This is a genomic window from Clostridium sp. 'White wine YQ', from assembly GCF_028728205.1.
Lineage (GTDB): Bacteria > Bacillota > Clostridia > Clostridiales > Clostridiaceae > Clostridium_T.
The window spans coordinates 660,226-677,828 of the sequence record NZ_JAQYUU010000001.1 but is presented as its reverse complement, the minus strand read 5'-3'; the positions used below and the strand labels follow the sequence as shown (position 1 = coordinate 677,828).

17 protein-coding genes are annotated in these 17,603 nt (G+C 29.5%); 5 read left to right on the top strand and 12 right to left on the bottom strand.

Annotated features, from left to right (window positions below):
• The 7 genes from purC to PTZ02_RS03215 all read right to left on the bottom strand — a co-directional run bounded on the left by purC (position 1) and on the right by PTZ02_RS03215 (position 8,962).
• Positions 1–711 (bottom strand): phosphoribosylaminoimidazolesuccinocarboxamide synthase, encoded by a 711-nt coding sequence (gene purC, locus PTZ02_RS03245; RefSeq protein ID WP_274226380.1) that lies wholly within the window; start codon positions 709–711, stop codon positions 1–3.
• Entirely contained in the window at positions 711–1,190 is a 480-nt protein-coding gene (gene purE, locus PTZ02_RS03240; RefSeq protein ID WP_274226379.1) for a 5-(carboxyamino)imidazole ribonucleotide mutase, read from the bottom strand. Before purE ends, purC begins: the two co-directional genes overlap by 1 nt.
• 29 nt (positions 1,191–1,219) lie before the next feature.
• Complete coding sequence (locus tag PTZ02_RS03235) at positions 1,220–4,969, bottom strand: phosphoribosylformylglycinamidine synthase (RefSeq protein WP_274226378.1); 3,750 nt, start codon at positions 4,967–4,969, stop codon at positions 1,220–1,222.
• A 247-nt stretch (positions 4,970–5,216) separates the two neighbouring features.
• A complete protein-coding gene (gene alr, locus PTZ02_RS03230; RefSeq protein WP_274226377.1) occupies positions 5,217–6,269 on the bottom strand; it encodes an alanine racemase in 1,053 nt (350 codons plus the stop codon).
• 284 nt (positions 6,270–6,553) lie between these two features.
• Complete coding sequence (locus PTZ02_RS03225) at positions 6,554–7,474, bottom strand: transposase (RefSeq protein WP_274226376.1); 921 nt, start codon at positions 7,472–7,474, stop codon at positions 6,554–6,556.
• Positions 7,475–7,586: 112 nt separating this feature from the next.
• Complete coding sequence (locus PTZ02_RS03220; protein ID WP_274226375.1) at positions 7,587–8,522, bottom strand: SPFH domain-containing protein; 936 nt, start codon at positions 8,520–8,522, stop codon at positions 7,587–7,589.
• Entirely contained in the window at positions 8,522–8,962 is a 441-nt protein-coding gene (locus PTZ02_RS03215) for an NfeD family protein (protein ID WP_274226374.1), read from the bottom strand. The genes PTZ02_RS03220 and PTZ02_RS03215 overlap by 1 nt, the downstream gene beginning before the upstream one ends.
• Positions 8,963–9,219: 257 nt before the next feature.
• On the opposite strand from PTZ02_RS03215, the gene PTZ02_RS03210 reads away from it, so the two are divergent.
• On the top strand, positions 9,220–11,136 hold the full coding sequence (locus tag PTZ02_RS03210) for an NAD(+) synthase (RefSeq protein WP_274226373.1): 1,917 nt from the start codon (positions 9,220–9,222) through the stop codon (positions 11,134–11,136).
• Between the two features lie 67 nt (positions 11,137–11,203).
• Here PTZ02_RS03210 and PTZ02_RS03205 read toward each other — a convergent pair whose 3' ends face one another.
• The 4 genes from PTZ02_RS03205 to PTZ02_RS03190 all read right to left on the bottom strand — a co-directional run bounded on the left by PTZ02_RS03205 (position 11,204) and on the right by PTZ02_RS03190 (position 14,068).
• Positions 11,204–11,626 carry a YaaR family protein gene (locus tag PTZ02_RS03205; protein WP_274226372.1) on the bottom strand — a complete coding sequence of 141 codons (423 nt, stop codon included), beginning with the start codon at positions 11,624–11,626 and terminating at the stop codon, positions 11,204–11,206.
• A gap of 142 nt (positions 11,627–11,768) precedes the next feature.
• Entirely contained in the window at positions 11,769–12,587 is an 819-nt protein-coding gene (locus tag PTZ02_RS03200) for a ComEC/Rec2 family competence protein (RefSeq protein ID WP_274226371.1), read from the bottom strand.
• 142 nt (positions 12,588–12,729) lie between these two features.
• Entirely contained in the window at positions 12,730–13,557 is an 828-nt protein-coding gene (locus tag PTZ02_RS03195) for a CvfB family protein (protein WP_274226370.1), read from the bottom strand.
• A gap of 1 nt (position 13,558) precedes the next feature.
• Positions 13,559–14,068, bottom strand: coding sequence for a gamma carbonic anhydrase family protein (locus tag PTZ02_RS03190; RefSeq protein ID WP_274226369.1), 510 nt, complete (start codon positions 14,066–14,068; stop codon positions 13,559–13,561).
• Positions 14,069–14,149: 81 nt separating this feature from the next.
• Here PTZ02_RS03190 and PTZ02_RS03185 point away from each other — a divergent pair, with 81 nt between their 5' ends.
• The gene (locus PTZ02_RS03185) at positions 14,150–15,172 is read left to right on the top strand and encodes a CehA/McbA family metallohydrolase (RefSeq protein ID WP_274226368.1); all 1,023 of its coding nucleotides are present in this window, start codon (positions 14,150–14,152) and stop codon (positions 15,170–15,172) included.
• Between the two features lie 68 nt (positions 15,173–15,240).
• Here the strand turns inward: PTZ02_RS03185 and PTZ02_RS03180 are convergent, their stop codons facing one another.
• On the bottom strand, positions 15,241–15,591 hold the full coding sequence (locus PTZ02_RS03180; protein WP_274226367.1) for a hypothetical protein: 351 nt from the start codon (positions 15,589–15,591) through the stop codon (positions 15,241–15,243).
• Positions 15,592–15,825: 234 nt separating this feature from the next.
• On the opposite strand from PTZ02_RS03180, the gene PTZ02_RS03175 reads away from it, so the two are divergent.
• The 3 genes from PTZ02_RS03175 (at position 15,826) to PTZ02_RS03165 (ending at position 17,602) form a co-directional block, all read left to right on the top strand.
• Positions 15,826–16,293, top strand: coding sequence for an Lrp/AsnC ligand binding domain-containing protein (locus PTZ02_RS03175; protein ID WP_202767446.1), 468 nt, complete (start codon positions 15,826–15,828; stop codon positions 16,291–16,293).
• A 159-nt stretch (positions 16,294–16,452) separates the two neighbouring features.
• Entirely contained in the window at positions 16,453–16,659 is a 207-nt protein-coding gene (locus PTZ02_RS03170) for a DUF378 domain-containing protein (protein ID WP_202767447.1), read from the top strand.
• Between the two features lie 136 nt (positions 16,660–16,795).
• Positions 16,796–17,602, top strand: coding sequence for a putative ABC transporter permease (locus tag PTZ02_RS03165; RefSeq protein WP_274226366.1), 807 nt, complete (start codon positions 16,796–16,798; stop codon positions 17,600–17,602).
• The last annotated feature ends 1 nt before the right edge of the window (position 17,603 follow it).

The following is a 17,603-nucleotide window of genomic DNA, read 5'->3' as shown; positions in this document are numbered from 1 at the left end:
TTATTTCTCATTCTTTATTCTGTTTAATATTTCAACATAAGCATCTTTAACATTTCCTAAATCTCTTCTAAATCTATCTTTATCTAACTTTTCGTTTGTTGAAGCATCCCAGAATCTGCATGTATCAGGTGATACTTCATCAGCTAAAAGAATTTCTCCATTATATCTTCCAAATTCTAATTTAAAGTCGATTAGCTTAATGTTTAATTTTAAGAAGAATTCTTTTAATAATTCATTTACTTTTCTAGTAATTTCATAAATTTTATCTAATTCTTCAAAAGTTGTAGCCCCAATTCCTACTGCGTGGAAATCATTTATTAACGGGTCTCCAAGGGAATCATCCTTATAGCTTAATTCATAAACTGTAGTTTTAAGTTCAAAACCTTCTTCTAAACCTAATCTTTTTGCCATACTTCCAGCTGCAACATTTCTAACAATTACTTCAAGTGGTACTATTTCAACCTTCTTGCATAATTGTTCTCTTTCATTTAATTGTTTAATAAAGTGAGTCTTTACTCCCTTTTCATTTAATAATTCAAATATAATAGAAGTAATTGCATTGTTTAATGCTCCCTTATCTTCTATGCTTCCTTTCTTTTCTCCATTAAATGCAGTTGCATCATCCTTGTAATAAACTATTACCTCATCAGCCTTATCAGTAGCGTAAATCTTTTTTGCTTTTCCTTCATACATCATTTCTAATTTTTCCATTATAGTTCCACTCCTTCTCCATTTTCTTCTATAAATTTTCTTTTCATTTCAGTTCTAAAACTATTTAATGCTTCTTTTACTTCTGGATACTTAATAGAAAGTATTTGCACTGCAAGCATTCCAGCATTGTAGCTATTATTTATTCCAACTGTTGCAACTGGAATAGACTTAGGCATTTGTACTATTGAAAATAGTGCATCTAGTCCTTCTACAGCTCCTTTTATAGGAACTCCTATTACTGGTAATGTAGTTTGTGATGCTATTACTCCTGGAAGATGTGCTGCAAGTCCTGCCCCAGCAATTATTACTTCACATCCCTTTTCTTGAACCTCATTTAATACCTCTGTTAATTTTTCTGGTACTCTATGAGCTGAAAGTACGTATGCTTTATACTCAATATTAAATTCCTTTAAAGCATTTGCTGCACCTTTCATTACATCCATGTCTGATTTACTTCCAAAAAAGATTGCTACCTTCATTGTTAACCCCCTAATTTAATTGCATTTTATTATTTAAAGTAATTTATTCCACCCTGGAATATTTTTTGGTCAAAATCTCCAGGTACATTTCTATATACATTAGTTGAGATTCTCTCTGAATGAGCCATTTTCCCTAAAACTCTTCCATCAGGAGAAGTAATTCCTTCTATTCCAAGAACAGAACCATTTGGATTGTATGGCATGTTCAATGATACACGTCCATCTAAATCAACATATTGAGTTGCAATTTGTCCATTTTTAATCATCTCTTGAAGCACTTCCTCTGAAGCTACAAATCTTCCTTCCCCATGAGATATTGGAACTGTATGAATTTCCCCAAGATTTACTTCTGAGAACCATGGTGAGAGTTTAGAGGAAATCTTTGTTCTAACAAGTGAATTCATATGTCTTCCTATATTATTGTAGGTTAATGTTGGCATTTCAGAATTCATTTCTCTAATTTCTCCATAAGGAACTAAGCCGAGTTTAACTAGTGCTTGAAAGCCATTGCATATACCAATAATTAATCCATCTCTATTATTTAATAGATCCATTACTGCATCTTTTATTCTTTCATTTCTAAATACAGTTGCTATAAATTTTCCTGATCCATCAGGTTCGTCAGCTGCTGAGAAACCGCCAGGTATCATAATTATCTGAGATTTTCTAATTTCTTTTTCTAAAGTTTCTATAGATTCAACAAGCATTTCCTTTGTTAGGTTCTTAAATAGGAATTGCGTTGCCTCTCCTCCAGCTTTATTAAAGGCTCTTTCACAATCATCTTCACAGTTATTCCCCGGGAATACTGGAATTATAACCTTAGGTTTTGCTGTCTTTATTACAGGTGAACTAATTGATTTCTTAATTTCTGGAAGCTTAACTTCTTCTTCAGAAACTTTAGAAGTCTCACTCTTAAATACACCTTCTAATTTATTTCTCCATACTGCTAATAGGTCATCTAATTTTAATACTTCATTTTCTATAACTATTTGATTTTCTCTTATTGTTTCTCCGAGAATCTTATAGTTACATCCTTTTAGTAAATCTTCATTAAAATCTTCCGCCTTAATTTCTACTAATACTGAACCTGGATTTAAGCCGAATAATTCCTGATTGTTCAAATTTGATAATTTAGCTCCAATCTTATTTCCAAAAGCCATCTTCGAAACAGCTTCTGAAACACCACCAAATTTTAATGTAAATGCTGAAATAACCTTCTTCGATTTAATTAGATCTACTAACTTGTTCATATTTGAAATATATTGCTCTAAGTTTAAGGTTTCATCTTGAATTCTGTCTGTTTTTATAAGTACAAGTTTTGAGTTAACCTCTTTAAACTCTGGTGAAATTACATTTTCAGCTTTTTCTATTGCAACTGCAAAAGATGTTAAGGTTGGTGGTACATCTAAGTCACCAAAACTACCTGACATAGAATCTTTTCCACCAATTGCAGCTAGTGATAAGTCTTTTTGTACTTTAAATGCTCCAAGTAAAGCTGCAAAAGGTTTACCCCATCTTTCTTTTGCCACTCCTAGTCTTTCAAAATATTCTTGGAATGTTAAGTGGGATTTTCTATAATCCCCTCCCATTGAAACTAGTTTAGTAAGGGATTCTATAACTGCATAATATCCCATGTGGAATGGGCTCCATAGTCCTAGTTCAGGGTTAAAACCATAAGCCATTAAAGTCGCATCCTTTGATTCTCCACCTTGAACTGGAATTTTTGCTGCCATACCTTCTGCTGGAGTAATTTGGTTCACTCCTCCAAATGGCATTAAAACTGTTAATGATCCAATAGTAGAATCAAATCTATCAACTAAACCCTTTTGAGATGCTACATTTAGACTGCCTAAAGTCTTAAGCCAATTCTCCTTAATGCTACCTTTTATCTCTTTATTAAACACATTAAGTGGTTCCTTTGGTAAATCTACCTTAACTTCTGTGTATGATTTTGTGCCATTTGTATCTAAGAATTCCCTTTTAAGATCAACAATTAATTTATCTCTCCAGTACATTCTTAGTCTTTTTTCATCTGTAACTTCTGCAACAACTGTTGCCTCTAAGTTTTCTTCGTTTGAGAAATTAATAAACTTTTCAACATCGTTTTTATCAACAACCACGGCCATTCTCTCTTGTGATTCTGATATTGCAAGTTCTGTTCCATCAAGCCCATCGTATTTCTTTGGAACTTTATCTAAATTTATATCTAACCCTTCACTTAATTCTCCAATTGCAACTGATACTCCACCAGCTCCAAAATCATTACATCTTTTTATTAATGTAGATACTTCTTTATTTCTAAATAGCCTTTGAATTTTTCTTTCTGTAGGAGCATTACCCTTTTGAACCTCAGCTCCACATATATTTATTGATTCTTCTGTGTGCTCTTTAGATGACCCAGTTGCTCCGCCTAGTCCATCTCTACCTGTTCTTCCACCTAGAAGTATTATTATATCGCCTTTAACAGGTCTTTCTCTTCTTACATTCTCCATCGGCGCTGCCCCAATAACTGCACCAATCTCTAATCTCTTTGCTTTATAATTATTATGATAAAGTTCTGCTACCTGACCTGTAGCTAGTCCTATTTGATTTCCATATGAGCTATACCCATGAGCTGCCCCTAATGTAATAGTTCTTTGAGGAAGCTTACCCTTTAACGTATCCTCAATATGTTCAGTTGGATCTCCAGCACCAGTTACTCTCATTGCTTGATATACGTAACTTCTTCCTGATAATGGATCTCTTATAGCTCCACCTAAACAAGTAGCTGCACCACCAAATGGTTCTATTTCAGTTGGGTGGTTGTGAGTTTCATTTTTAAACATTATTAAATAATCAACAACGCCTTTATCTGTTTCAACTTTTGCTTTTATTGAGCATGCGTTGATTTCCTCTGATTCATCTAAATCAGTTAATAATCCTTTCTTTCTTAACTCTTTAGCTGCAAGAACTGCGATATCCATTAAGTTAATATCTCTAGGATTTTCTCCATAAACAAAATTTCTAGATTTTTTATATTCTTCAAAACTATTAATCAATGCTTGATTATATGTTCCATCTTCTATTTCAACCTTTGTGATATTGGTTAAGAATGTTGTATGTCTACAATGATCAGACCAATAAGTGTCAATCACTTTTATTTCAGTTATAGTTGGATTTCTTTTTTCTTGTATAAAATATGATTGAACTAATTTAAGATCCGCTAGGCTCATGGCTAGGGAAAGTTCCTCGTGAAGTGCTTTAATCTCATTTTCTGTAAGGCTTATAAAGTTATCTAATACCTTAACATCCTCTGGAACTAAGTATTCTGAAAAGATTTCTTTAGAATTTATTTCTACTTCTCTTGAATCTACTGGATTAATGTAGTAACCTTTTATTTTATCTTTTTCCTCTTTAGTTAAGTTTCCATATATTATTACTACCTTAGCAGATTTAACTTTTATTTTTTCACCTGCCGTTAGTATTTCATAACATTCTTCTGCTGAAGCTGCTCTTTGATCATATTGTCCTGGAAGATACTCCACACAAAACGCCCATTCTTCTTTACCTAAGTTTAATTCTCCTACTAATACTTCATCTACCATTGGTTCAGAAAAAATTGAGCTAATAGCTTTAGCCTCATATTCATCTGAAAGATTACCTATGGTATATTTGTTCAATACCCTAACTTTTTCTATAGTTTTTATTGATAAGTTAGTTTTGAAATCTTCAAATAAACCTTTTGCCTCTACGTCAAACCCCTTCTTCTTCTCAACAAAAACAGTTTTTACATTAGACATTGTGGCTAACCTCCAAATTAAATTTATAACTTCTTTATAAATGTAAAAAAAAACACTTGGGAAAATCCCAAGTGACTATTTCTAAGTCAAAGGGATACATCATTGCTCGAATGATTTCTGTAAACTTTCAAAAATCATTCGCCCTTTACATCCTTAGATTACCATCTGTTTTTGTAATTGTCAACTATATTAAGTTTTTTTAACATTTCTTTCGTTATATGTCGAATTATAAACGCAATTTTAGATTTTATTGTTCGTATTTGTAAATCTTAGGTATGCTACTTTCAGCCAATATAGGGGATATTTCTATTCTAAGCTTTTCATTTTTATCCAGATTAGTTGCGTCCACTAAAGTAATATTCATATTAGGTTTACTAACTATTCTAATTCCACCATTCTTAGAAAATATAATTGGTCTATATTTTATATGATTATAAATTACTTTTAACAAATCATAAAAAATATTATGTTTAACATCTCTGCTAAAACCTATATGTTCTATATTTCCAATACCTAAAACTCCAACCTTCATATTTCTTTTAGCTTTATATACGCAACTATATCCAACATGCTCTCCAGCTTTAACTTCACAAATGTTAATTATTTCTGCATAATAATTATACGTCTTCTTAAAGCCCTTATCTAAACCATCATAACCATAAAGTATATTTCCAACTCTAACCGCATTAGTAAAATCACAAGCATTTCTTATCTCATCATTTATGCTTCCGGAAGAATTAAGAGCATGAATCACAGGAATTTTTCCAATATACTTTTCGCAAGCTTTCTTAAATACACTAATTTGCTTAAGTGTATACTTAACATTTTTAGTATTATGTAAATGAGTATAAATACCGTGAACTAAAACTTGGGGACGGTTAACATTTAATTTATCAATTACCTTGTCCAAATTTTCAGGTTTAATTCCCATTCTATTCATGCCAGTATCAACGTATATGTGAACTTTAAGATCCTTATTTTCTGGGATTTTATCAATTAACTCTTCATTATCTATTGTAAAAATAATATTATCTTGGTCAATTAGGAAATCCTCTTCTTTTACAAGGGGACTTAATATCAATACTTCCACATCTTGTGATATTCTTTTAGCTTCATCAAGTTCTGCTACTGCTAGATAGTCTACCTTGTCCTTTAAGAAATCGGAAATTCCTTCAAGGCCAAGACCATAAGCATTTGCCTTAATTACACCTATCACTTTTTTTTCACCATTTAATTTTTTTACAAGATTTAAATTATGTTCAACATTATTTAAAGATATTTCACATGTAAGACCTTTCATCATTCTGCTCCTTCAAAAACAATTTATTAGATTGATTATATCAAATTTCATTAATCTTATACATATTTATTACTTGAATACATTATTAATCGAGTAAATTTCATAAAAAAATACCATTGGATATATTCCAATGGTTGGACCTACGTAGCCCTTAAGTAGTATTATTATATCCATTTGCACTCAAATTATTCATTATATTATTTTTTTACAACTGTTATCTTATTTTAGGGTCTTGTACAATTTTCCCTGTTAAAATGCATTAAGATTAAGTATTTCTTTTTAAATTATGCCATTACTGGTTCATTTATTTTTATAAATTCTTCTATTAATCCTTCATAAACTTTATTATTTGTTAATAGCTCTATTCCTAAAATTCCAAGATACGATGTTCTAGAATCAGTAATGTTACCTATTAATTTCGATATTTGATTGATTTGCAGGTTACATAAACATCTTACCATTGCAATTAAAATAGCTTTGAAGTTTTTACATTCTCTGATAAATTTTGCTATTATAAGCTTCCTACTAATCTTATATTTACTTTCAATGAAGTTTAATATGGTGATAAAATCATACTTTCTCACAATTGGATCTCTTCCACTTACATATAAATTTACATCTTTATTCAAATCCACAATTTTACCTAAGGAGTTGTCATTTACATAAAACATTTTTCGATATCTATTTTTAGCATCATCTAAATTATTAGTTAACATAGATAATAAGTATCCTTCATCTAATATATTAAACTCATCGCTTTTGATACCTAGGAACACAGACAAACTAGAAAACCTGTATTTTTCTGGGCTATGCATATATTTCTTCATATCTAATGGATTCTTATGTATGTATAGTGATAAATTGAGTATATATCTATCGTTTGTAATTAACTTACTTTTAAATCTGTCTTGGAATAGATGCCCATGCCTTTTATATTTTTTATTATAATATCTGGCATATTTTGAGTTTATAGAATGCATTATTTTAGATATATCTGCACCATAAGAATCTAAAATGAAATGGCCGTGAGTACTCATAAGACAATAGCTATAAATTTTGAATTTAAATGTATTCTGAAGTTCCCTTACTATTTTTAGGTATGCCACCTTATCTTCATCTCTTCTAAATAGCTTTATTTCGCTAATACTTCTTATCATGACGTGATATAACCCATTTGATAACTTTATTCTTGCAGATCTAGGCATTTTATCAACTCCTTTATTCGAAGTATTGACAAAATAGTTTGATGTTAATCAAATATAAAAAGGGACGGTTAACATTTAATTTTATATAAAAAAATGTTAACCGTCCCCAATTTTATTTCTTCAATGTTTCAGCTATAGCTGCTATACTTCCTAATGATGACAAAGTTTCATTTGGTAGAATAAGCTTATTAGCTGGGTTTTTAGCCATTTCTTGAAGCGCTTCAACTTGTTTTAGTGCTATAACTTGTTCATTAGTACCTGATTCAATTATAGCTCTGTTAACTAATGATACTGCTTCTGCTTGAGCTTTTGCAACAACTTCAATTGCTCTAGCTTTACCTTCAGCCTCTAATAATTGAGATTCTTTTAAACCTTCAGCTCTTCTAATGTTAGCTTGCTTTTCAGCTTCTGCTTGTAAAATCTTAGACTGCTTTTCACCTTCTGCTCTTTCAATAGAAGATTGTCTAGCTCCTTCTGCTTCCAAAATAACAGCTCTCTTATCTCTTTCAGCCTTCATTTGCTTTTCCATAGCTTGTTGAATTTCAGCTGGTGGAATAATATTCTTAATTTCAACTGATAGAATCTTTATACCATATGCATCAGTTATGTCATCAACAACCTTAAGTAGTTCTTGGTTAATAATATCTCTTCCAGATAATACTTCATCTAATGTCATATTTCCAACAATATTTCTCATATTGGTTATGGTTGAATAAATTATACCTGATTTAAAATCTTCTATATTATAAACAGCATCTTTTGCGCTTAAAACTCTGTAGAAGATAACATTGTCTATTGATATTTTAACATTATCCTTTGTGATAACAGCTTGTGGCTGAATGTCTAATATTTGTTGCTTTGTTGAAACTTTCTTTCTAACAAAATCAGCAAAAGGTATTGTAAAATGCCAACCTGGTTCTAAAACTCTATGAAATTGTCCAAACCTCTCTAAAACGAATAAGTAACCTGTATTTACTATTTTAATTGATGATACAACTATCAATAGCAAAATAAATGCCAATACTCCAATAATAATTAGTGTAATCATTATAAATCCTCCTCCACTTTTTCAATCATAATTTTATTTCCTTTAAACTGTAAAATCTTATAACTGTCCCCTTTATTTATCTTGTTTCCAGTATTTATAGCTTTCCACAAAACTCCATCAAGCTTTATTTCTCCTTCGTTTACTATATCTTTTTCGGCTTTACCTATTGCTCCTATTTGCTCTTCGTCTCTTGTTTTAGTTTTTTTAACATTAACCTTAAATCTCTTTCTTGCCCAAGGATAACCTAAAGATGTTGATACTAAACTTGCAACCAAAAATAGTATTATTTGAATTTCTAGTGGTATTCCAAGTATTGCACCTATCATAGCAATTAATGCACCAAGTCCAAACCATACAAAAAGAAAAGCTGAAGTAAAAATATCAATGGCAAAAAATCCAATAGCGACTAATAACCAAACAATCACATAAGTACTTTCCATATTTCTCCTCTCCTTTACAACTATATATATAATATACTTTATTAAAAATCATTTTACAAATTATTTTCTAACCTTTTAAAGGGTATTTAATATCTCTTTTGTTTGTTATATAAATCTTTTCTCTTTTTTTCATTGATTTTCTTCAGTTTTCTAATTATTATAAGTTTATGAAATGATTTAAATTTTAATTAATTGTCTGATGATAAAATTATAAATTTTAAAATTAACTTATATAAAAATTAAATGGAGATGATTCAATGGACTTTATAAAAGTTGCAGCAGCTTGCCCTAAAACCAAAGTAGCAGATGTGCAATATAACTTAGAAAATATAATCAAACAAATGAATGAAGCAGAAGCAAATAATGCTAAAATTATTGTCTTTCCTGAGCTAGCCACAACCTCATACACCTGTGGAGATTTATTCACGCAATGGAATCTAATCGAAAATTCATACTCATCAATAAAAAATATTTGCGAAAATTCAAAAAACAAAGATTTATTGATAATAGTTGGTTCACCACTATTAGTTAATTATACATTATATAACTGTGCTTTTGTTATATTTGAAGGTAAAATTCTTGGAATTATTCCAAAATCTTATATCCCAAATTATACAGAATTCTATGAAAAGCGTTGGTTTACTGAGGGATTATCAGTTACTAGTAAAAAAGTGGATTTATCTTTTCAAAAAGAAATACCTTTTGGAACAAATATTATTTTTGGATGTGGTGATGTTAAAGTTGGGGTTGAAATATGTGAAGATCTATGGGTAACAATACCACCTTCTTCGTATCTTTCTTTAGCCGGTGCAAATATTATTTGTAATCCATCAGCTTCAAACGAATTAGTATCTAAAAGCACCTATAGAAAATCCTTAGTTGAGAATCAAAGTGCTCGTTGTATGAGCGGTTATATATACTCTTCGTCTGGAGTATATGAATCTTCAACAGATTTACTTTTCTCAGGGCATTTATTAATAAGTGAATATGGTTCAACATTAATTGAAAATGAACGTTTCCAAAGGGAAAACGAAATTGTTTATAGTTTTATCGATCTATTTAAATTAAATTCAGAAAGAACTAAAAATATTAGTTTTAGAGATTCCTATAAATCACTACCTTTTGAACCTGAATTAATAAGTTTCCAGTATAAGAATACTAAAATTTCTAATTTTAATCGTTATATTGCAAAACATCCATTTGTCCCTTCCTCAGATATAGAGAGAGAATTTAGATGTAAAGAAATATTTAATATTCAGGCATCTGCATTAGCTAAAAGGCTAGAACATACATATTCAAATAAAGCTGTTATTGGAATTTCTGGAGGATTAGATTCTACTCTAGCACTTTTGGTTATTGTTAAAACCTTTAAATTATTAGGTTTAGATTCAAAAAATATTATTACAATAACAATGCCTGGATTTGGAACCACAGATAGAACATACAATAATGCTCTGACTTTATGCAGAGAACTTAATTGCGACCTAAGAGAAATCAACATCGTAGATGCTTGCTTAAAACATTTTGAAGATATAGGTCATGATAAAAATAAACATGATGTAACTTATGAAAATGTTCAAGCAAGAGAAAGAACTCAAATACTTATGGATATCGCAAATAAAGAAGGTGGTATATTAATTGGAACTGGAGATTTGTCTGAATTAGCCTTAGGCTGGTGCACATATAATGGTGATCATATGAGCATGTATGCCGTTAATACATCAATACCAAAAACTTTAGTAAGATATTTGGTTAAATATGTAGCTGATTATGAATCAACTAAAGAAGTTAAGGATACTCTTTTAGACATATTAGATACACCTGTTTCCCCTGAGCTATTACCTAAAGATGATAAAGGTGAAATTGCTCAAAAAACTGAAGACATAGTTGGTCCTTATGAACTACATGACTTTTTCTTATATCATTTCATAAGACATGGCTCTACTCCTGAGAGAATTTTATTCTTAGCTAAGGAAGCCTTTAAAGACGATTATGATGAAGAAACTATAAAGAAATGGCTTAGTAAATTTATAAATAGATTTTTCTCTCAACAATTCAAAAGAAGTGCCTTACCTGATGGTCCAAAAGTAGGTACAATCTCCTTATCACCTAGAGGAGACTGGAGAATGCCATCAGATGCATCTTCTAACGATTGGGTAAATAAATTACAATAACTTAAAGGTGAATGGTGTTGCTCTTAATAAATGCATACACCATTCACCCTTTTAATATGTAAAATATTTATCTATATATATCAACAATCAACCCTTGTATTTCATCAACTGTTGACGCTATGTTTATGTTTTCCATCTCATCACTTAAAAGCATTTGAGTTAATTCTTCTAATCTCGAATCAATTATATCAACAGTAATAAAATACTGTGTCTGCCAAAAACTAATATCTTGCTTAACACCATACATATATTCTAAAACAGATTGTAAGTATTCTTTAATCATCCTTTTATAACTTGCAACATCTGCATAAGTTTTTGTAAGTACAAGACGATTCCCTTTCTTCTTGATATCTTCAATCATTTTCTTCAGTTCTTCACCACTTCTACGATCTCTAGCTTGACTGAAGCTTTGGGAAAAATCTTTTCTTGAACTTTGTATTTTTCTTTCGCTTGTAACTCTAGTATTTTTTCCTAAACCCTTAATCTCCAAATGAATTCCCCCTCAAATTTATTATACATTATTAATGTAAAACTTCAATTGCTTTATGAGTGTATTTTTTAATCTACTTACAAACATTTGTCTCAACCTTTTTACTTTCTAAGACCGCAGGGTTTAATGCTTTAATACTCTTCTATAATGACATTTGCAAATTCTTTTCCTGGCTATTTATAATTTCGATATCTCCACACCTATCTGTTCTTAATATAACGGTATCCAGTCTTTTTAATCTTTCTAATACTTGAATTTCTGGACTTTCATTCCCGTTGCAAGTTATTACTGTATATTTAGGATTGATTATTCTTAATAATTCCTCTGATGACGATGTATCAAATCCATGATGACCTAGCTTTAATACATCGATATTTGCTATATCTCTACTAAGCAGTTCCTTTTCCTCATCAAACTCACAATCAGCCATAAATAAATAACTTTTCCCATTTAATATTCCTTTTATAACCAATGAATTATTGTTTTCTAGTGAATCATGTCCTTTTGAAGGTGCTAAAACCTTTAAATCTACAGATCCATCTTTATATTTCCATTCTTTTTCTATGACTTTATAGGAAATTTTATTTTTTAACAAAGATGATAAGGCTTTATTTTTCTCCTCTTCAATTACAAAATATCTAGGTACATACACCATATTAGTCTTTATTTTGCTTGTTATATTAAAAAGTCCACCATAATGATCCTGGTGATAATGTGTCAAGATTATAAAATCAAGTTTATTAATTCCACGTTTATTTAAATAGCTTAAAATTTTAGCACTGTTTTTTTCTTCTCCACTATCTATTAAATATGACTTTTCTCCACTTTCTATAAGAATACAATCACTTTGTCCAGTATCAATAAAATGCACTTTAACGTCTAAATCTGAAGCAAGTACATATTTATGGCTAAATGTTACTGCTAAAAATACAGATAATAAAAATATATAAATTTTCCTCATATTCTCACTCCTTTAATTGATATTATTTGTTAACCGTCCCTAAAATATAACAAAAATAAGACAGGTAAAAAAATCCTATATTAAAGCATTTTAAACTTTAATAAGATTATTACCTGCCTTCTATATTTATCAAGTTAAATTACTATTTTAAGTGAGTACCTCTTTCATCTTGATATATCTTTCCTTGCTTCATCAATGCTCCTAATGTCATTTTGAAGTAATTTTTGCTTGTGTTAAACTCTCTTCTAATATCTTCTGGATTTGATTTGTCATTAAAAGAAATAGATCCCCCATTTTCTGTTAAAGCTTTTAATATCTTCTCTATTAAAACTTCTCTTTCATCTAATTTTCTTTTTCTTGTAGTTAATCCTAAAGTTCCATCTTCATAGATTCTTCTAATTCTAAGCTTCAGCTCTTCTCCCATTGGAATATAGTCGTAATATTCATTTTTTAGCATTAATGCCTTATACTTATTATCTACAGCTAATTTCAATGTGTTATTTTCATTTATCTCATAAACCACAGCTGTAACTTCATCATCTATCTTATAATTAGTAGCAACCTCTAAATAATCCTCAATATCAGTAGTTGCAGCTATTCTTCCTGTCTTATCAATATATAAATATAAAAGATATTTTTGTCCAGTATGTAATTTATATAGTTGTTCTTTAAGCGGTATTAGTACATCTCTTCCTATACCTATATCCGCAAATGCTCCAATGCTAGTTATGTCAACTACCTTTAGATAAGATATTTCGAAGCATGTTCCTAATGGTTTTTTTAATGTTCCTATAATTCTATCTTCAGAATCCCTATATATAAATACCTTTATAGTTTCGTCTATATTATGTTTTTCACCTGCAAGACTTCCCTTTGGAATTAAAATTTCTTGTTCCCCATCTGTAACAAAAATACCAAAGTCACGTTCCTTTGAGACCCTTAGTTCATTATATTCTCCTAATTTTATCATTCTATTTCTCCTCACTCCTGTATTTATTTGAAAGATCAAAATACATTCTTGCTGATGATTTTATGCTATTAATTTCATCTTCAGTAAGCTTTCTTACAACCTTTGCCGGTGATCCAATGCATAAAACACCCTCTGGAATATCAGCATTCTGCGTTACTAGCGATCCTGCACCTACTATTGTATTTTTACCTATTCTAGCATTATTTAATATTATACTTCCCATACCAATCAAACATTCATCCTCTATTACGCAGCCATGTAAAATAGCACCATGCCCTACAGTAACATTATTCCCAATACTTACACTATAATCATCTACATGCACAACTGCATTATCTTGGATGTTAGAATTCTTTCCGACTTTGATTGAATTCTCATCACCTCTTAATACTGCACCGAACCAAATAGATGCACCTTCTTCAATCTCAACGTTGCCAATGATAGTTGAGTTTTCTGCTAAATAAACTTCCTTATGAATTTTAGGTTTATACGGTGAAAATTCTTTTATCATATTTACCTCCTAAGGACATAAAATTCATTTATATCATATTATTATATAATATATAGAAATATTTTGAAAGAAGGACCTACTATGACTAGGAAAGAATCTACTTTTAAATATAAATCTGAGAAAATAGATGACAAAGATATAAACTTCTATTATGGAATTCCTCACTGTCACACATTCCTTTCTAATGGACGAGGTTCTCCTATTGAAGCACTGGAATATGGTTATAAAAATTCACTAGATTTTATGTTTATAACAGATCACAATTCTTATCTAAAAGAAGATATAGATTATAAATCCTCAAAGGTTTCCAAATGGACCTATTTGAAATCTTGCTTAAAAAAATATAATAAAAAACATACCCGTCCCCTTACTTTATTAGGATTCGAAAGCAGAAGCAATCCTTGGGGTGATTTGAATTTTATAAATATTTCAACTTACTTTACTGGAGTGGTTAAGGACTTAAGAGTATTATTACTTTGGATGTTAAATAACCAGGCAGGTCTTATATTTATAAATCATCCTCATAGTCCGATAGAAAGACTGCCATACAATGCTTATCTTAATTATTTTATAACTTCTGTAGAAGTAGGAAATGGTTCCCCTCCGCATAAATACATTCGTCATCATAAGCACTATTTCAAGTTGCTTGACTCTGGCTGGAAATTAGGTGCAATTAATGGGCAAGATAATCATAGACTTAATTTTGGTGATACAGATAATCTTACTTGTGTAATCTGCAACGAGCTTAATCATTCATCCTTAGTAGATAGTATTAGGTGCAGAAGAACATATTCAACTGAATCAAGAACATTAAAAGCTTACTTTAGTATAAATGGATATTTTATGGGTGAAGTAATAAGTCATCCTAATTTTAATGAATTAAAGTTCTATATTTTCTTGCAAGATATTAAGCGTAAAATAAAAAAAATAGAAATAATATCAAACAACGGAATTGTAGTTAAAACTTTAAATGATTTAAACCTAAATACAGTTAAGTATTTTATAAACTTACCAGTAAACCCAGGCAACACTTGGTACTTACTTGAGATTTATCAAGATGAAGACAAAATAGCAATTACTTCTCCAATATTTTTTGAATATTAATCTACTATTCTACAATTGACATAAATAAAACTCGGCATTGCCGAGTTTTATTTATATTTAAAAGATAATTACTTATCTTTTTTATCTTTATTTAAATTTTTAACTCTGTTTGGTTTTGCTTTTGGTCTTATCTCAATTTGTTTTTGTTTTTGCTTTTTCGAAGTTACTGGTCCACCACCTTGATTTAAGTCTAAGAACCACATGAAAAATAATAAAGTTAATGCTGTTAACGCTACTCCTTGAAGTCCATTTTGTATTTTAAATAAAAATTGACCTGCAAGTAATAAAATTGCAATTGCTAATGGAATCCATTTTGATATTTTAAGCTTATTGAAAACAAATTTTCTTAATACATAAAATGCTCCAAGTACTACTGCAAATATAATAACTGTTTGTAATATAAGTAAAAACAGTCCCATTTACTACCCCTCCTAATATTTAATGCTACATATTATATTAATGTAAAATCTAAACATTTTCAATACTTTCTTCAAATATTAATTTGTCTAGTTTTACTTTTTTATTGAAACAAAGTATAATTTAATAAAATAATAAATAACCAAAAAATTTTTTTATATTTTTATATTTTTTTATAGAAATTTTTAAACTTATTTGATAAAATAAAAATGATAATAGAACAGAGAGGTGATAAAATGTCTATGAATCAATTATCACATTTAGATGATTTAGATTTACAAATATTAGACATATTAATAAAAGATTGTAGAACTCCTTATCTTGAAATAGCTAGAATTTGTCATGTTTCTGGAGGAACAATCCACGTAAGAATGAAAAAAATGGAAGACATGGGAATAATAAAAGGCACTAGAATAGTTCTAAACTTACCTAAACTTGGGTATGACGTTTGCTGTTTTGTAGGAATTTATGTTGACAAAACTTCTTCCTTTAACTATGTATTTGAAGAATTAGCAAAAATTAAAGAAGTAGTAGAATTACATTTAACTACAGGTGATTATTCTGTTTTCTCTAAAGTAATTTGTAAGAACATAACTGATCTTCAAGATTTACTTATGAATAAGATTAATACTATAACTGGAATTCAAAGAACAGATACATTTATCTCACTTACTCAACCTGTAGACAGAAATATACAACTTTAATCATAGTAGTAGCTAAAACATTTTTATTTACATAAGTGTTTTAAAAACTTGGATATTGTCCAAGTTTTTTTGTTTATATTACTCACTCATTTTAAGTATACTTTATTTGTTTATGGTTATACTATTGGTTGTAAACAAACAAAAAGGAGTGTGTTTTTTATGAGAACACTAGATACTATTGCACTTATTCTAGTAATCATTGGGGCTTTGAACTGGGGATTAATTGGATTTTTCTCATTTGATCTAGTTGCAAGCCTTTTTGGTCAAATGTCCATAGTTTCAAGAGTTATTTATTCTCTTGTAGGTATATGTGGATTATATGCAATATCTTTTTTCGCAAAAGACAGATATTCTTCAATAGACTAATATAAAAATAACTCTCTATTCTTAGAGAGTTATTTTTATATATTTTTACACTTAATAATTTTCCAAGTTATTACTATTTATTTTAACTAAACAGACAAATAATGTATAATATAAATTATTACTAATTTGAAAGGGGATGATTACTATTTACCATTCAATATTAGGTGTTAATCTATACGAAATAGTACTTCTATTTTTTATTTATTCACTTCTAGGTTGGGTAACAGAGGTTATCTACCAATTCTACAACAAAAGATATTTTGTAAATAGAGGTTTCTTATATGGTCCCTTATGTCCAATATACGGAACTGGAATTGTTTCAGTTGTATTGCTTTTTAATAATTTTAAAAGTAATATACTTCTTTTATATGTGCTTTCCACTGTTATAATTTCTTTTATTGAATATATAACCGGCTTTATATTAGAAAAGTTTTTTAAATCAAAATGGTGGGACTATACTAATGAACCCTTTAATCTTCATGGTAGAATATGTCTATCATTCTCTCTTGTGTGGGGAATTGCAGCATTAGTCATTATAAAATTTATTAATCCTTTAATATCAAATATTGTTTCATCTTTTCCTAAAGAATTTAATATTATGATATCATATATACTTTTACTTGTTTTTACCTTGGATGTAGCATTCACACTTTCATCTTTAGTAAGATTTAGTAAAATGCTTACAAGGTTACAATTAATATCCTCAGAATTAAAAGAGCGATATGAATATATAATTGTTACAACAAAAGATGCAGCCTTTGATGCAGTTCAAAATATTGAGAACAACATAAAAGAGCTTAGGCACAAATATGACACTTCTTTTGATGCCTTAGATTTTAATCACAAGAGACTTTTACGTGCTTTTCCTAACTTAAAACCAAGTAAATTTGATAATATTTTAAAAGAAATAAAAGAAAAACTAAATTCTTTAAAAGAAATATAAA

Coding starts and splice junctions, on each gene's coding strand:
- purC (WP_274226380.1), bottom strand. CDS start 711: ATGGAAAAATTAGAAATGATGTATGAAGGAAAAGCAAAAAAGATTTAC.
- purE (WP_274226379.1), bottom strand. CDS start 1,190: ATGAAGGTAGCAATCTTTTTTGGAAGTAAATCAGACATGGATGTAATG.
- PTZ02_RS03235 (WP_274226378.1), bottom strand. CDS start 4,969: ATGTCTAATGTAAAAACTGTTTTTGTTGAGAAGAAGAAGGGGTTTGAC.
- alr (WP_274226377.1), bottom strand. CDS start 6,269: ATGAAAGGTCTTACATGTGAAATATCTTTAAATAATGTTGAACATAAT.
- PTZ02_RS03225 (WP_274226376.1), bottom strand. CDS start 7,474: ATGCCTAGATCTGCAAGAATAAAGTTATCAAATGGGTTATATCACGTC.
- PTZ02_RS03220 (WP_274226375.1), bottom strand. CDS start 8,522: ATGATTACACTAATTATTATTGGAGTATTGGCATTTATTTTGCTATTG.
- PTZ02_RS03215 (WP_274226374.1), bottom strand. CDS start 8,962: ATGGAAAGTACTTATGTGATTGTTTGGTTATTAGTCGCTATTGGATTT.
- PTZ02_RS03210 (WP_274226373.1), top strand. CDS start 9,220: ATGGACTTTATAAAAGTTGCAGCAGCTTGCCCTAAAACCAAAGTAGCA.
- PTZ02_RS03200 (WP_274226371.1), bottom strand. CDS start 12,587: ATGAGGAAAATTTATATATTTTTATTATCTGTATTTTTAGCAGTAACA.
- PTZ02_RS03195 (WP_274226370.1), bottom strand. CDS start 13,557: ATGATAAAATTAGGAGAATATAATGAACTAAGGGTCTCAAAGGAACGT.
- PTZ02_RS03190 (WP_274226369.1), bottom strand. CDS start 14,068: ATGATAAAAGAATTTTCACCGTATAAACCTAAAATTCATAAGGAAGTT.
- PTZ02_RS03185 (WP_274226368.1), top strand. CDS start 14,150: ATGACTAGGAAAGAATCTACTTTTAAATATAAATCTGAGAAAATAGAT.
- PTZ02_RS03180 (WP_274226367.1), bottom strand. CDS start 15,591: ATGGGACTGTTTTTACTTATATTACAAACAGTTATTATATTTGCAGTA.
- PTZ02_RS03175 (WP_202767446.1), top strand. CDS start 15,826: ATGTCTATGAATCAATTATCACATTTAGATGATTTAGATTTACAAATA.
- PTZ02_RS03170 (WP_202767447.1), top strand. CDS start 16,453: ATGAGAACACTAGATACTATTGCACTTATTCTAGTAATCATTGGGGCT.
- PTZ02_RS03165 (WP_274226366.1), top strand. CDS start 16,796: ATGATTACTATTTACCATTCAATATTAGGTGTTAATCTATACGAAATA.